Origin of the sequence: Phenylobacterium sp. (assembly GCF_020402505.1) — a bacterium.
GTDB lineage: Bacteria > Pseudomonadota > Alphaproteobacteria > Caulobacterales > Caulobacteraceae > Phenylobacterium.
Genome location: NZ_JADBZL010000015.1, coordinates 1 through 14,832, shown reverse-complemented (window position 1 = coordinate 14,832; position 14,832 = coordinate 1). Strand labels below are relative to the sequence as shown.

The window sequence follows — 14,832 nt, the reverse complement described above, 5'->3', positions numbered from 1 at the left end:
TCACCTCACCAGAGTTCGGGGTCGGCCCCGCCGGAGACATCCGGGGCTTTACCCTGGAGGCGATCTCGAAGAGCCGCCAGCTTGATGTTGTTCAGAAGATTCTCGGAGACGAAAATATCCGATGGGCACACTGTACTCAACCGATCCAGGAATAGTCCAATTTCGACCAATGTCTGGGAAATGAGATCAAGAGACTGAAGCCGCTCTATGACATCAGAAGACATGTTCTTCGCTGCGAGATCGGAAATCACGTCATGAAAGTCGCTCGCAAGTATGGAATTCAATTCCACTTCTTGAGCCACTCTTACAATAAGGGTCCTTAGCGAAATTTCGTTGGAAGCGTCGCCGGAACCTAATCCGTCGGTTTGAGTTTGAGCAAACATCAGAAGAGCTCGATCTCGTCCACTGCGAACTTGTTTATCGCAGGACGTGTAGCCGCCGTTTCCATGAACTGATCGACCTCGCGTTGTCTGGCTCGACCGCCCACGGGCCAGAATTCGACGCGCCGGGCGCGACGCCCACCCAAACTCTCGCCGACAACCGGTATGCCTTCCGTCGTCAGAAAACGCCGGGCAAAGAGCACATTCTCGGCGCCGATATCATTCAGCCGCTCCATGATCTTGGCGCCTCCGAAGAGCTTAGCCTGGAGCCGCTCCCGCGAAGCCCCCAACTTCAGAAGGTCATTGATCAGGACTTCCATAGCATAAGCCCCATACCTCATGGCTTCCTCGCCGTCGCCATCCGCCAGAAGGAAGTGATTCATTCCGCCCACGCCGCGAAGCGGATCATAAAGGCAGGCCGCGACGCAGGATCCAAGGATTGTCAGAAGCGATACATCAGGGTCAGAAGACACCCGGTGCTCCCCTTGGACAACATGAAATTTGATTATGCCTGAAGATCTTATCTTGGGAGCCTCAGAAATCATGTAAGCGCTCCAAATACTTCTTCGATTTTCTCACGGAGGGTGGCTACCGTAAAAGGTTTGACAAGGTAATTGTTGACTCCGTATTGGGCGGCGCGCTGTACCAGTTCGGGGTCGGCCCGACCTGTCAGCATGATAACAGCTGTATTTCGGATGGGCTCATAGGATCGGATCGCGCGCAGAAGACCGAGACCATCCAGTTTAGGCATGTTGAAGTCGGTGATGACCAGGTGTGCAGGTCGGGCTACGAGGGCGGCCACAGCCTCCTCACCGTCGCCGGCCTCGCGGGTGTTTGTCACACCAATCTGCTGGAGGCCGTTGCGGACCAGGGAACGGATCGTGAGTTGATCGTCGACGATCAGCACTGACAATGCGGATGCAGCGGGCATTTACGATTTCTTCTCGGCAAGAGTCAGGATCATCGGACCGATCTTCTCGAGAGAGACCTGATGCTCGACGCCACCCATTTCGTAGGCCACGCGCGGCATGCCATAGACGACGCAGCTGTCCTCATTCTGCCCCAGGGTGCGGGCGCCGGCATCGCGCATCAGTTTCAGCGAAGCGGCGCCGTCGCGGCCCATGCCGGTCAGAATCGCACCCACCGCAGCGGAGCCACAGGTCGAAGCGACGGATGCAAAAAGGGCGTCAACCGAGGGGCGATGCCCGCTGACCGGTTCGCCGGAGCGCAGGCGGCACTGCAGTCCAGGCCCCGCCTTCGAGACTTCCAGATGCATCTCGCCGCCCGGCGCGAGATAGACTCGCCCAGACTGCAATGGGGCCCCGTCATAAGCCTCCGAGACGCTGGCCGCCGTTGCGCGGTCAAGCCTTGCGGCGAAGCTTGTGGTGAAGACGGCCGGCATGTGTTGCGTGATCACGGTCGGCGGACAGTTGGCGGGAAAGTGGGAAATCACCTTCAGGAGCGCTTCCACACCACCGGTAGAGGCGCCTATGGCGATGACGTCGTTGGAGCCGCTAAACTCCGCCGACGGCGTCGGCGGAGCGGAAGTCGAGGAGGGGCGAACACGGGCGCCTGCGGCCGCCTTCACCTTCTCGGCCAACTCGCCGAGGCCGATCCGGGCGTCGATAGTGTTCGACGGTTTTCCGATGCAGTCCACAGCGCCAAGTTCGAGCGCGCGGAGGGTGGCGTCGGCCCCGGCCTGGGTGAGGGTCGAGACCATCACCACGGGCATCGGTCGCAACCTCATGATGCGCTCGAGGAACTCCAGGCCGTTCATGTTCGGCATCTCGATGTCGAGCGTGATGACGTCTGGATTGAGATCCTTAATCGTCTGGCGCGCTTCATGAGGATCCCCCGCGAACCCGACGACATCGATTTCGGGATCCCGACGAAGCAAGGCGCCGATCAGCCCCCGCATCGTAGGTGAATCATCGACAACCACCACCCTGACCGGACTCATGACCTGGAGGCCTCCGCGCGGCGATAGACCGTCAGACCGTCTGAAACCAGGCTCGAGACCTTTGCGCTGACACGCTCGGAATGACCTATGTAGAGACGCCCATCCGGGGCCAGAAGCGGCGCGAACCGCGCACAGATCCGCTCCTGGGTCTGGTCATCGAAGTAGATCATGACATTCCGGCAGAAGATGGCGTCGAAGGGGCCTCGTACCGGCCAGTCACCAATCAGGTTGAGTTCCTTGAAGGTGACCAGGGATCTTACCTCCTCCCCCATCATCCAGGCGTAGCGATCGCTCGGATCCCGGCGCATCCAGCGATCCCGCTGCGCCGCCGGAATGGGCGAGACCAGATCATCCGGATAGACGCCGTCGCGAGCCTGATCCAGAATCCGAGAGTCAATGTCGGTCGCCAGTATCTTTATGTCGAACCGCTGGGCGTCCGGCAGCACGGACAGCAGGGTCAGCGCCATCGAGTAGGGCTCCTGTCCGCTCGAACAGGCCGCCGACCAAAGGCGCATCCGACCGCCGGACTTCAGGAACGGGATCGCCGGGCGCAGCACCTCGTCGCGCAGGTGAACAAAGTGATGAGGCTCCCGGTAGAACCGGGTCACATTTGTGGTCAGGGAATTGAGCATGGCGCTGCGCTCGGCTGCGCCCTCGGGGGAAGCGACCAACGCGCAGTAGTCCGCAAACGCCGGCAATCCGAGCTTCCGAAGCCTTTTGGCAAGGCGGGAGTACACCAGACTGGCCTTGGTATCCGCCAGCGCGATCCCGGACTGCTCGTAAATGAGCGCCGCAATGGTCCGGAAATCGTCGCTGGTGAAACTGTACTCGCCCTCGACGAGGGAGTCGGAATCGACCCTACGCCCAAGGACAGTCATGTTCATGCCGCGAGGCCTTCGAGATCCGGCAACAGACGCTCGACGGCGATCTCACTGACCATCCTGTCATCGATCGTGATCAGGCCGCGGATGAAGGCCTTCGATTGATCGCATCCGACGTCGGGCGTAGGCTGAATCTGATCGGGGGTGATCGACAGAATATCGGAGACGGCGTCCACAAGAAGGCCGACAAGACGCTCTCCCACCTGCACGACGATGATGACCGAGCGTTCAGAAGGCTGGGTGGGCGGCATATCCAGCCGCTCTGCCAGGTCCATGATCGGCAGCACGGCTCCACGCAGGTTGATCACACCGCGCATGTAATTCGGGCTCTGTGGCAGTGGCGTCGCCGCGCTCCAGCCCCGAATCTCCCGTACAGACATGATATCGACGCAGTATTCCTGCTCTCCGGTCCAAAACGACGTCAGCTCGCGGCGTTCGCTGGCCCCGATGTTTGCTGGCTGGTTCATATTCACTCCGCAGCTTGGATTGAAGGTTCAGGCATCCGCAGGGGTTCACGCTTGCGCATCGCGACCAGGGCGTCGACGTCGAGGATCAAGGCCACGCGACCGTCACCCAGGATGGTCGCTGCAGCGATCCCCGGAACCTGCTGGTAGTTGGACTCTAACGACTTGATCACGACCTGCCGCTGGCCGTGAATACTGTCGGCGACCAGCGCAGCGCGGCCGCCGACCTCGCTATCCACGAGCAAGACAACACCCTCGGCGGGATTGATCTCGGCGGCCTGGAATCCGAGCACGCGGCCAATGTCGACCAGAGGCACATAGGCGTCACGCACCGCAAGCACGCCGCCCTGGGCCCCGAGTTTCTTCACCTCGGCCGCAACCGGACGAAGGCTCTCGACGATTGCGGTCAGCGGCACCACAAGGGTCTGACCGGCTACGTCGATGACCATGCCGTCCAGGACGGCCAGGGTCAGCGGAAGGCTGAGAGTGAAGGTGGATCCGACGCCGGGCCTGGAGTTGATCGAAATCCGGCCTCCGAGGCCTTGCACCGACTTGCGCACAACGTCCATGCCCACGCCGCGACCGGAGATATCGGACACCGTGCTCGCCGTTGAGAACCCGGGAAGGAAGATCAGATTGTCGACCTCCTCGTCCGTGAGCTGCGCATCGGCGGCGATGAGACCGCGATCAATGGCGATCTGACGGACTCTGGGCCGATTAATGCCTTTGCCGTCATCACCCACCTCGATGACGATCCTTCCGCCGCGATGCAGGGCCGCCAGACGGACGGTCCCCTCTGCGGGCTTACCGGCTGCGACGCGTTCTTCCGGCGTCTCGAGTCCATGGTCGATCGCATTGCGGAGCATGTGCGTGATCGGCTCCGAGATCCGCTCGATCACGGTCTTGTCGACCTCGGTGTTCTCTCCGTCCGTAACCAGCCGGACCTGTTTTCCGGTCTGACCCGCGATCTCTCGCACCAGGCGCGGCATCCTCTGGAACACCGACTTTACGGGCTGGGCCCGGATGGCCATGACGCTGTCCTGGATGTCGCGCGTCAACTGTTCCAGCTCGTCCAGGCCCCGGCCAACATCAGAAGACGCTGCGAAACCGTGGCCAGCCACACGCTGGGCCAGCATCGCCTGGTTGATCACCAGCTCGCCGACAAGGTCGATCAGCTTGTCGATACGCTCCGGATCCACACGAATGGTCGCCTGGTTAACCTTTTCCCCCTGAGGAGGCTGGGGTGAACGCGGCGAGACCGGTTTCGCGACCTGGGCCACGGGAGCGGCTGGGGACAGCGCTACGGGCGGCTGGGGTTCAACGGCGGCCACATCGACCTTCAATGGCGTGAAGGTGGGCTCGGCTTCCGTGTTCGCAGCCTGGGCGGCGGCGATGATCGCAGCAATGTCGGGACCCGCGCCGGCTTCGACCAATACCGGTGGGGACGCCTCTCGCACGATCGTGGTCGAGCAATGGCCCTCGACGAACTCGAAGACCTCGCGGATTTTTTCTTCGGGAACATCAGTCCTGAGGCGGACCTTCCAGGCGAAGTGCGCCGTTTCCGGGTCGAGGTTATCGAAGATCGGCAGAGCATCGTCCAACAGCTCGACATCGATCTTGCCCAGTCGCTCGATCTCGCGGATCAGCAGGCCGGCCTCGTTCGCCTTGGCGTAGAGTTCATCCATCGGCTGGAAGGTGATCGTCCAGATCTCTTCCCTCGGGCCTTCATCGACTTCCGGCAGGGTCAGTGCGACCGGCTTGAAGACAATGCCGTCTTCATTGGGCTGGACATCCGCGGGCAGGGCCGGCGGGGCGGGCGCCGGACCGCCGGAGATCCAGGTCTCAAGCTCTTCAACCATAGAGGTCGTCGAGGCGGCATCGCCTTCGCCCCCGAGCTTGGCGGCGGCCACATGATCCGCAAGCACATCGGCGGCTCGAAGCAGCAGCTTGACCAGATCGGGCCGAAGCGCGGTCTTTCCGCCGCGGATATTGTCCAGGAGAGTTTCAAAGACATGGGCGAAACGTACGAGGGCCTCAAGTCCGAAGGCGCCGGCGCCACCCTTCACAGAGTGAACCGCGCGAAACACCGCGTTGACCAGCTCGGGTTCGGTGTCGCCGGCATCGATGCTCAGGAGCCCTGACTCCAGATCTCCCAGCAGTTCGTCACATTCCTGGAAGAATGTGATCTTGATTTCCTCGAGCTCGTCCATGGGCTCAGGCCGCCACCTTCCGGATTACATCCAGGAGCTTCTCGGGATGGAAGGGCTTGACGATCCATCCGGTCGCACCCGCCTCGCGGGCCCGGACCTTCTTTGCGGGGTCACTTTCCGTAGTGAGCACCAGGATCGGCGTCGCCCGGTAGGCGGCGTCTTCCCGCACCCGCTCGATGAAGCCGAAGCCGTCCAACTTGGGCATGTTGATGTCGGTGATAATGACGTCCGCACCGCTCTCGTTAAGCACCTCGAGGCCGTGTTCACCGTCAACCGCCTGGATGACGGTGAACCCTCCCCCGGCCAGGGCCAGGCGCAGCATGTCCCGCATGGTGCGGGAGTCATCCACTGTAAGAACCTTGATCAAGGGACGGCTCCGTCTTTTTCGACCTGCAGGCCGAGATGGGCTTCAGCAGCGAAGAGGGCCGCTGCAGCGGAGAAGGCTGCGGAGCGGGGCTCAATCGTCAGGTCATGGCCCTCCTCGGACCAGGCGCGCCGGGCGGCGACCAGAACCTGCAGACAGAGCCCCCCGAGGCGCTCCACATTGGACGCGTCCAGCCGGACGGAAGCGCCTCGGTGCTCGTTCAGCGCGGCCTTCAAGGGCTGGGCGGCCTTGAGGTCGAGCACGGGGTCAAGACAAAGCGTGTTAGTCATGGCCTAGAACTCCTCCCAGCCGTCTTCCGCAGGCTTGAGGGCGTTGGCCCCGAAGGTTTCGGCGATGCGGCGAGTGGCGGCGCGCGCGGGGGAAGGACGCGGGGTCGCGTCTGGCGTCGCCGGCTGCGGGGCAGAACGTCCTGAGCCCTGGACGGCGCCGGTCCGGAACCGCGAAATCAGACGGTTCAGCTCGGCCGTCTCTGACTTCAGAGCGTGAGTGGCGGCCGTGGATTGCTCGACCATGGCGGCGTTCTGCTGGACCACCTGATCCATCTGGTTGACGGCCGTATTGACCTCGGCGAGCCCCGTGGCCTGTTCCTGAGCAGAGGCGGCGATCTCGGAGATCAGCGCATCGATATCAGCCACCTGCGCCACGATCTTGTCGAGCGCCCGGCCGGTCTCACCCACCAACTCGACCCCCTGACCCACTTGCTGGCTGGACGCCGAGATCAAGGACTTGATCTCCTTGGCGGCCTGGGCGGAGCGTTGAGCGAGGGCGCGCACCTCCTGCGCCACCACGGCGAAGCCGCGGCCGGCGTCCCCGGCGCGAGCGGCCTCCACCCCGGCGTTGAGCGCCAGGAGGTTGGTCTGGAAGGCGATCTCGTCAATCACGCCGATGATCTGGCTGATTTCCTGCGACGAGGTCTTGATGTCGCCCATAGCCTGAACAGCCTGGGCCACCACCTCGCCGGACCGGACGGCCTCGGACTTGGCAAGCGCCACCGTCTCGCTGGCCCGCCGTGCGCCAGCCGCCGTGGTCTTCACCGTGGCGGTGATCTCGTCCAGCGCCGCTGCGGTTTCCTCGAGGCTCGCAGCCTGTTGCTCGGTGCGACGCGACAGGTCGTCCGATGCGTGGGCGATCTCGTCAGCTCCCGTGCGCATGGCGTCTGAACCCGTCCGGACCTGGCCGAGGGTTTCAGAGAGGGAAGCAACCGCAGCGTTGAAATCCTTGCGAAGCTGCTCGTAGTCGGCCGGGAAGGTTTCGGAGATCTGCGACTGCAGGTTGCCTTCCGAAAGACTGCTCAGGGCGCTCGCAAGCGATGTGACGACCGCGGCCTGTTCCTGAGCGCGCTGGGCGCGTTCAGCCTCGGACTCCTCCCGAGCAATTTCTGCGGCGGTGATGTCGCTTGCATACTTCACCACCCGGTAGGGCTTACCGTCTTCTCCCATGAGCGGCGTGTAGCGGGCCTGGATGATGACCTTGCGACCGCCCTTGGCGAATCGGGTGAAGACATCGGAGATGGCCTCCCCGGCTCTCAGGCGCTGCCAGAAACCCGCATACTCGGGACTGCGCGCATAGGCGGGGTCCACAAAGATCACATGTTTCCTGCCGACGACCTCGCCGGCCGAGTAGCCCATGGTGTTGAGGAAGTTCTCGTTGGCTTCCAGGATGGCGCCGTCGAGATCAAACTCGATCCTGGCCTGGGACTGGTCCATCGCCGACGCCATGGCCTTCAGGTTGAAGATCGATTTTGCGTCCGCCTCTTCGCGTTTGCGCAGACCGCGCGCCACGTAGACCGCAAACCAGGTCGCGAGCGCCAGGATTGCGAAGACAATACCCAGGTTCACGGCCAGTTCGCGGTAGAAACCCTGAATCCGGTTGTCCAGAAGGCGGCCGAGCTCGGCGGAGGTCGCAGACCAGATGGTCTGCATCTCCGTTGCAAAAGCGGCATGGGCGGGGGTGATGTCGACAGGCGCGCCCGTCATGGCCAGTTCGCCTTGCCGGATCAACGCCTGGGTCACCGGATCAAGACGGGCAAGCTGGCTCTGAAGGCTCGCCTGGCCTTCACCAGGTTTACTGGCCCCAATCGCAGCGTTCAGCGATCCCTTGGCGGCATCATTGGTCGCCTTGACCCGGTCCAACGCCACCGCGATCTCTGAAGCCCCAGCGCCCGTGCTGATCGCCTTGTGGAGGCCCGCCGCCGACTCCAGGAGGGCGGGAAGCCGGACCGTAATGGCGTCCATGGCGTAGAAGCTGTCCAGATCAGGATCGAGCGTCAGGTTCGACCCATCGGCGACGGCGGTGATGAGCGCCCTTCCGGTGGAGAGTCGGGCGGAGTCTCCGGAAGCCGACTGGAAGGCCGCCAGGGCCTGCTCGGCGTTGAAGGCCTTCGCCCCGTTCATCAGGGCGCCGTCGGTCTGGGCAGGCGAGGCGGTCTGTTGCTCGCGAACTTGCGCGCTTCCCAGGACAGCCGGCCAGACTTGCTCGATGTAGAGGCGTCCGCTTTGCTCCTTGGCGGCGAAGTTGATCCGCTCGAAGCGCTCCAGGACGATCAGCGTCATGGCGATCACAACAGGGACAACGAATATCCCACCTACAAGACCAATCCGCGCCATGATGGACAGGCGATTATTCAATACGTTTAGCATTGATGGTTCCCCAAGAATGTCGATCTCTTGTCGAATCTGTACAGCCCCAGACGAGGCTGAACAGACCGGCCCTCTCTTCGTGCACATGGCGCCGAAAGAATATTGGTTCCTTTCTCGCTAGGTTCGCTTAATGTCAGGTTTACGGGCGAATAAAAAAAATTGTCTGGCTATCGGCTTGATCCGCAGGCCGAAGGCGGGGTCGGGGTCTCAGGGGGCGTCGGGCCCTGAGTAGCCGATAGGGAGGGACCAGAGATGTTGAAGACGGCGATCCAGGCCGGAGTGCTGAGCCTCTGTCTTGCGGGCGCCGTGGTCGCCCCCGCCGCCGCGCAGGCGCCCGCCGAGGGGCCCCCGGCCAACCCGCTGTGGCGCGAGGCCAAAATCAGGAACTACCTGCCGCACATGACCTGGCCGGAAGTCGCCGACCTCCTGATGCGGACCGACTTGGTCATCATCCCGGTCGCGGCGATCGAGGAGCACGGCCCGCAGGGCCCGGTCGGCACCGACTTTCTCAACGGCCTGGAGGCCGCCAAGCTGGTCGCCCAAAAGACCGACGCCCTGGTGGCGCCCATACTCCTGCCGGGGAACTCGCCCTACCACATGGCCTTCCCAGGCACGATTTCCCTGAAGGCCGAGACCATTCAGGCGGTCTATCTCGAGGCGGCGCAGAGCCTGATCCACCACGGCTTCCGGCGCTTCATCTTCCTGAACGCCCACGGCGGGAACGCGGCGACCACCCGCTTCATCGTCGACCGGATCAACCAGGAAACCCCGGCCATCGCCGTGGAAATGACCGAGGCCGCCGCCCCGTACATGAGGCGCCAGCCGACGCCAGGACTGCCGCCGGGCCAGTTTGACCGTCATGCCGGTTTCGGCGAGACCAGCAGCTCGCTCTACCTTACCCCCGGCCTTGTCGACATGAAGGCCGTGAGGGTCGCGCCCATCACCCTGCCACCGCATCTGAAGGCCATGCTGCCCAGGGTGGCGGCGGGCGACCGGACGGCGTCTCTTGTATTCCTAGCCGAGGCGCTGAAGGCCGAGGATACGGGCAAGCGCACTTCGACCCGCGAGATGACCGAGACCGGCATCTGGTCCGAGGCGGATGTCTCGAAGGCGAACGCCGCAGCCGGCAAGCTGTCGAGCGACGCCCTCATCGACGCCACGGTCCAGTTCATCGACGACTGGAAACGCTTGAGGCCCCTGCAGCCCCTGGCTGAGCGTTCCCCGGGCGCGGCGGCGGCGGCGAAGGTGAAGTAGCGGCCGGCGCGAACCCCCCGTCCGGCTTGTCCACGTCATTTGTTCCTGCTGCGTTCTTTTCATTTCCATCCAGCCATCCTCTTCTTCCCCGGGGGGCGTTGACGAAGGGCGAGATGAAACAGGGCGCGAATGCCGCAGGGACATGCCAGACCCGTTCCGGATCCGGAGGGCGACCTCTATGACGAGATGCTCAGGCGGGAGTGGCTGAAGCGCGAACGCGCCGAGACGGCGGAGGTCTCGCGGCCTCCAGGCTCCGTGGGCCACCCAGAGCTGCTGGAGTCTCTGATCCCGGTCTGGGGTTTGGCACGGTCAGACTCCACCGACACTTTGGCTGACCAAGTGAGGGGCAGAGCAGTCGGGGGGGCTGAGCCCCCCAACTTCAAAGTGATTGTCTGATCCGTTTGCGGCGTTCAGGGCAACCGGCTCCCGTGGACTCGCTGAATTTGGACGGAGTCTCACTCTACGCCCTCATGGCGGCGCACGTTGATAGCCCAGAGATGTGGCGCCGTTCGGGCGCCTCGGCGGCGCCAGATCGAACAACCATACGCTCGTACCTCGTCAAACTCAGCTTCGACCCCGAAGCGGATTCGCCTGCAGTAGTAGCGTCAATTGGAGAGCGTCAGGCCTACCTCGCGTCACTTGTGTTACAAGTTGAACGAACCCTCTACGCTTCCGCAACCAGGTCGGACGCCGTCTTTGGTGACTCGCCGCAAAATTCGCACTTTGCGCTAGGCGTTTTCCGGAGCCCGGCGACGAGGTGGACCTGCGGCCCGATCGACCAACATGTGGCGATCGACGGCGATCATCGCAGTTGAGTTATGCCCGGGCGCGATCCGCCCGGCTTGTCGCAGGCTCTGCGCGCCTGCGCAGAGTCCGCTTCAGGCCATCGCACTCTTGAGATCGAGTTGAAGCGGGGTGCGGTCGACGGCGAGGAAGGCGGGATCGACGTCAGTGTCAAAGCCATCGCGCACCCCCGTGATCGCTCTCGCAATCATTCCGCCCAGGGCTGGAGCGAGCTTGAACCCGTGTCCGCTGCAGCCATTGACAAGGTAAAACCCATCGACGTGTGTTTGTCCGACGACGGGATGGACGTCCTTCCGATTGACCATGTAAAGCCCGCTATAACCCCTCACCGACGAGATCCTCAGACCCGGCAGCCTGTGCTGTAGGGCGTGCAGCTTCAGGCGGGCGAATTCGTTGTCGTGGTGCCGTGCAAAGTCATCAGCGTCGGCGACCGCCTCGCGCTCATCGGACTCGAGTAGCGAGCCGACGATAATCTGACCACTCCCCAGCTGCTCCCGAAAGTAAATGCCCGAGGTAAGGTCCGCACAGATGGGGAGTCGGCCGCGCATTCGAGGCGGGCAGTCCACATGGACGATTTGAATGCGGGTCGGAGTGAACTCCCAGGCGCCAGCGGCCCGGAGCGGCGCCGAGAGTCCGTTGCACCAGGGCCCGGCAGCGTTGATGACCACCGGAGAGTCGACGATTTCGCCCGTCGCGAGCTCGACCCCCGAAGCTTTGCCGGACCGTGCACGAACCCGAGCAACCTTTGTGTTGAACCGAACCGACGCGCCTTTCGCCTTCACTGCGCGCAAGAGGTCATTGGCGGCGTCCATAGGATTCACGTAACCCGCATCGGGCTCAAACAGGTGACGCCCACCGCCGGGTCCGCAGGAGTGCTCGGCGCCGCTCTCCAGGTCTGGCGCCTGAAGGCAGGTGTTCAGCGCCGGATAGCGCTCCGACAACTCCACATCGTCGAGCACTTCAGCCGCGACCCCCAGCCGCCGGAGTCGGACGGCCTCCCCCCGGGCCCAGTCACCCCCCAGGGGTGTGAACCACAGTGAGCCAAGCCGCTGATATCCGGCGGTGGTCTCCGCCTCGCCGAGAAACTCGCTCCAGTTCCGGTAGGCCGCCACCCCGTCACGGGCAAGACAGACCATCTCGTCATAGGTGTAGCGAAAACGGCAGACTGCCGACGAAGCGCCGGTCGACCCCTCGCCGAGCGCCGCACCCTTTTCGAGGACCAGGATCCTGAGTTTCGCGCGCCGCAGCAGCTGGTGCGCGATACTCAGGCCGATGATCCCAGCACCCACGATGATGACATCCGCCGTGTCGGCCATACAGTCACTCCTGACACACGCGGCGTCGCCTCAGTTCACCCGGGCTTGCGGCCCTGGCCAGTCGCCGAGCGGTCTGGACTCAGAACCGGGTCCGCACCCCGACGCCGATCGTGCGTGGGCGCGTCCGAATGGGCTCGAAAAACGCGCCGAAGGGCGGGTTAACCACCTTGTTTGCATCAAAGAGATTGTCGGCGAAGGTGTAGAGTTCGAGGTCGCCCAACCCGACCCCGACCCGCAGGTTTGCGATCGTACGCGCCTCGGACTTCTCAACCTGTTTAAACCCGGGCGGCAGGTTGCGCAGGGTGATCTGAGCTTCATCAGTATGGCCGATGTCCCCATGAAGAATGAGGGTCATCTGGTCGTTGAGGGCTGGAGTGTAGTCGCCCGCCAGAGACCACGTCCATTTGGGCACAAGGTCCAGAGGATCCCCCGGTCTGCGGTCCACCGAAACGGTCTTGAACTTCATGTCGTTCCAGCCCAGCGTCGCGCTGAGGCTGAGATCATTCACGGGCCGCCCGATGAAAGTAATGTCAGCCCCAACACCGCGGGCCTTGCCGGCGTTGCGGGTGGCCGCAACCGTGCCTCCGGACTGAACGATCGTCGCCTGAATGTTCGTGTAGTTGTTGTAGTAGAGGGCCGCCTCGACGAGAAGCCGGCCTTCCGCAAAGCTCTGGCGCGCGCCGAGCTCATAGCTCCAGAGTTTTTCCGGAGCGAAGGTCGCCGGGGTTGAGGGGTCGACCACCTGATTGAATCCGCCGCTCCGGAAACCCTTGGCGGCGTTCAGGTAGATGATGCCGTTCGGGGACGTCTTGTAGCTGACATTCACCCTGGGGTTGAAGGTGTCAAAGGTCGTCTTGCCCTTGCTGATGCTCGGCGGGAAAGGAAGCCCGATAAGCGCGAAGGTGCTGTCCGTCGATCGCTTGTCACGGAAGTAGCGTCCGCCAAGGTCAACGGTCAGACTATCGGTGAGGTCGTAAGAGACGCTGCCGAAGACTGCGCTGACCTTGGATTCGGTGCGCCCATCCGATCGGAAAACAACCCCCAGCGCCCCGGGGGGTATGGCTGGCGATGTGGACTCGCCATTGCCGTCAATCTTTCCCGTGGTGTCGGCGTCGGAGTAGCTCGCGCCTACAAGATAGCGCAGCGGCCCCTCGTCGTTCGAGGTGAGCCGGAACTCCTGCGCGAAGCGCTTGAATGTTCCTCTCGAGTCCGTCAGTGCGGTTCGGAGCAAGGGCGCGCCGAAGAGTTGATTGTAGAAGCGCGCAGAGTCATCGACCGTCCGGCCTTGTTGGTCCAGGTACCCCGTCGAGCTGAGCAGGGTCACGGAGCCGAGATCATAGGTCGCCACCATGTTGCCCAGAGAGTACCTCTGGCGCGTCGGAGACGGCGTGACCTGAGCGGTCCTGCGGTCCTGCAGCGCATAGCTTTTCACGTCCTGTTCGGACTCGTGGTAGGCGCCCAGGAGCGAAATTGTGAGCGGACCGCTCGGGCGGACGAGCAGCTTGCCACGGACGGTGGTGGTCACCTGATCGTTGACGTCCTTGCCGAAGGTCGCGTTCGTCCAACCCGGCGCTTCTTCACGTGCGGCGGCGATGCGGACGCCCGCAACATCTGTCGCAAGAGGGATGTTCAATATGCCTTCCGCCCGGAACCCCGCTCCCCCATCGGCGACACTGCTGACCTCGCCAAGCAGGTCGCCGCTGAAGGCGTCGAGGCGAGGCGAAGCGGTGACATAGCGGATGGTCCCGCCCATCGAACCTTCGCCATAGAGCGCGGGCTGCGGCCCCCGCAGGACCTCCACGCGCTCCATGTCGAGCAGCCGCACCTCTGCGCTGCCCGAGGCGCTCTCGTTATTGACCGAGAACTCATCCACATAATTACCCACAGTCGGCAGGCCGAGGTACTGGGAGATGCCTCGAAGCTGGATTCGCTGCGAGCCGGGGCCGATATCGACGATCCGCAAGCCGGGCACAGAGGTCTGCAGCTGATTGAGGGTCGTCACGCCACGGTTCTGAATATCCTCAGCGCCGAACGTGCTGATCGAGACGGGAACATCAATCAGACGCTCCGCACGACGTTGCGCAGTGACGATCACATCCGCCAGCGTCGTCGCCTCCACCTCGGCGACACCAGGAGCGTTGATCGCGGGCGCAGGCGGCGGGGCCGATGCCGGCTGGGCGTTGGCGATCGCCGGAAATGACAACATCGTCCCCGCGAGCAGCGCTGAGACAAGTGCGTACCTGTGATGGTCGGACGCCATGGCGATCCCCTCTTCGTTACGAAGCCCCGAATAGACGTCTATTCGTGCCACGCCGAAGCCAACGATGCAATACAGGCATGTATCGGGAAGGAAGGACTGATCCTCTCCTGCTTCAGTGGAAAACCATGCCGGATCTGGCTGATCCTCCCTCGTTTTGGTGGACACCCATGCTAGGCTTTTGAGCCTGGAGAGGAGTGTCTGATGAGCGTTACCCGTCGGGTGTTTCCGGAGGCCTTCAAGCGCGAGGCGGTTGATCGTGTCGCCACGAGCGGCCTGTCG

The 14,832-nt window shown here is 63.1% G+C and carries 13 protein-coding genes; 1 reads left to right on the top strand and 12 read right to left on the bottom strand.

Annotated features, from left to right (window positions below):
* Window positions 1-5 precede the first annotated feature (5 nt).
* From IM632_RS00990 to IM632_RS00945, 10 genes are read right to left on the bottom strand one after another with little or no spacing between them, the layout of a single operon-like run.
* A complete protein-coding gene (locus IM632_RS00990; protein ID WP_296498196.1) occupies window positions 6-383 on the bottom strand; it encodes a hypothetical protein in 378 nt (125 codons plus the stop codon).
* A complete protein-coding gene (locus IM632_RS00985; protein ID WP_363278724.1) occupies window positions 383-925 on the bottom strand; it encodes a chemotaxis protein CheD in 543 nt (180 codons plus the stop codon). Before IM632_RS00985 ends, IM632_RS00990 begins: the two co-directional genes overlap by 1 nt.
* Window positions 922-1,311, bottom strand: a complete 390-nt coding sequence (locus tag IM632_RS00980) for a response regulator (protein ID WP_293511780.1) — start codon at window positions 1,309-1,311, stop codon at window positions 922-924. Before IM632_RS00980 ends, IM632_RS00985 begins: the two co-directional genes overlap by 4 nt.
* The gene (locus IM632_RS00975; protein WP_296504188.1) at window positions 1,312-2,340 is read right to left on the bottom strand and encodes a chemotaxis response regulator protein-glutamate methylesterase; all 1,029 of its coding nucleotides are present in this window, start codon (window positions 2,338-2,340) and stop codon (window positions 1,312-1,314) included.
* Window positions 2,337-3,224: a protein-glutamate O-methyltransferase CheR gene (locus IM632_RS00970; RefSeq protein ID WP_296504191.1), complete on the bottom strand. Its 888-nt coding sequence runs from the start codon at window positions 3,222-3,224 to the stop codon at window positions 2,337-2,339. Before IM632_RS00970 ends, IM632_RS00975 begins: the two co-directional genes overlap by 4 nt.
* Window positions 3,221-3,688: a chemotaxis protein CheW gene (locus IM632_RS00965; RefSeq protein ID WP_296498189.1), complete on the bottom strand. Its 468-nt coding sequence runs from the start codon at window positions 3,686-3,688 to the stop codon at window positions 3,221-3,223. Before IM632_RS00965 ends, IM632_RS00970 begins: the two co-directional genes overlap by 4 nt.
* 2 nt (window positions 3,689-3,690) lie before the next feature.
* Window positions 3,691-5,895 (bottom strand): chemotaxis protein CheA, encoded by a 2,205-nt coding sequence (locus tag IM632_RS00960; protein WP_296518290.1) that lies wholly within the window; start codon window positions 5,893-5,895, stop codon window positions 3,691-3,693.
* Between the two features lie 4 nt (window positions 5,896-5,899).
* Window positions 5,900-6,262 carry a response regulator gene (locus tag IM632_RS00955; RefSeq protein ID WP_293516368.1) on the bottom strand — a complete coding sequence of 121 codons (363 nt, stop codon included), beginning with the start codon at window positions 6,260-6,262 and terminating at the stop codon, window positions 5,900-5,902.
* A complete protein-coding gene (locus IM632_RS00950; RefSeq protein ID WP_296498181.1) occupies window positions 6,259-6,549 on the bottom strand; it encodes an STAS domain-containing protein in 291 nt (96 codons plus the stop codon). The genes IM632_RS00955 and IM632_RS00950 overlap by 4 nt, the downstream gene beginning before the upstream one ends.
* A gap of 3 nt (window positions 6,550-6,552) precedes the next feature.
* Entirely contained in the window at window positions 6,553-8,832 is a 2,280-nt protein-coding gene (locus tag IM632_RS00945; RefSeq protein WP_296503774.1) for a methyl-accepting chemotaxis protein, read from the bottom strand.
* A gap of 339 nt (window positions 8,833-9,171) precedes the next feature.
* Between IM632_RS00945 and IM632_RS00940 the strand changes: the two genes are divergently transcribed.
* Complete coding sequence (locus IM632_RS00940; protein ID WP_296498176.1) at window positions 9,172-10,173, top strand: creatininase family protein; 1,002 nt, start codon at window positions 9,172-9,174, stop codon at window positions 10,171-10,173.
* 878 nt (window positions 10,174-11,051) lie between these two features.
* On the opposite strand, the gene IM632_RS00935 is transcribed toward IM632_RS00940, so the two are convergent.
* Entirely contained in the window at window positions 11,052-12,293 is a 1,242-nt protein-coding gene (locus IM632_RS00935; protein ID WP_296498173.1) for an FAD-dependent oxidoreductase, read from the bottom strand.
* 79 nt (window positions 12,294-12,372) lie between these two features.
* Window positions 12,373-14,499: a TonB-dependent receptor gene (locus IM632_RS00930; protein WP_296551927.1), complete on the bottom strand. Its 2,127-nt coding sequence runs from the start codon at window positions 14,497-14,499 to the stop codon at window positions 12,373-12,375.
* Between the last annotated feature and the right edge of the window lie 333 nt (window positions 14,500-14,832).

Bases quoted from the DNA above. Each gene is read 5' to 3' on its own strand.
- IM632_RS00950 (WP_296498181.1), bottom strand. From the start codon at position 6,549: ATGACTAACACGCTTTGTCTTGACCCCGTGCTCGACCTCAAGGCCGCC.
- IM632_RS00960 (WP_296518290.1), bottom strand. From the start codon at position 5,895: ATGGACGAGCTCGAGGAAATCAAGATCACATTCTTCCAGGAATGTGAC.
- IM632_RS00980 (WP_293511780.1), bottom strand. From the start codon at position 1,311: ATGCCCGCTGCATCCGCATTGTCAGTGCTGATCGTCGACGATCAACTC.
- IM632_RS00985 (WP_363278724.1), bottom strand. From the start codon at position 925: ATGATTTCTGAGGCTCCCAAGATAAGATCTTCAGGCATAATCAAATTT.
- IM632_RS00940 (WP_296498176.1), top strand. From the start codon at position 9,172: ATGTTGAAGACGGCGATCCAGGCCGGAGTGCTGAGCCTCTGTCTTGCG.
- IM632_RS00965 (WP_296498189.1), bottom strand. From the start codon at position 3,688: ATGAACCAGCCAGCAAACATCGGGGCCAGCGAACGCCGCGAGCTGACG.
- IM632_RS00935 (WP_296498173.1), bottom strand. From the start codon at position 12,293: ATGGCCGACACGGCGGATGTCATCATCGTGGGTGCTGGGATCATCGGC.
- IM632_RS00970 (WP_296504191.1), bottom strand. From the start codon at position 3,224: ATGAACATGACTGTCCTTGGGCGTAGGGTCGATTCCGACTCCCTCGTC.
- IM632_RS00975 (WP_296504188.1), bottom strand. From the start codon at position 2,340: ATGAGTCCGGTCAGGGTGGTGGTTGTCGATGATTCACCTACGATGCGG.
- IM632_RS00930 (WP_296551927.1), bottom strand. From the start codon at position 14,499: ATGTTGTCATTTCCGGCGATCGCCAACGCCCAGCCGGCATCGGCCCCG.
- IM632_RS00990 (WP_296498196.1), bottom strand. From the start codon at position 383: ATGTTTGCTCAAACTCAAACCGACGGATTAGGTTCCGGCGACGCTTCC.
- IM632_RS00945 (WP_296503774.1), bottom strand. From the start codon at position 8,832: ATGACGCTGATCGTCCTGGAGCGCTTCGAGCGGATCAACTTCGCCGCC.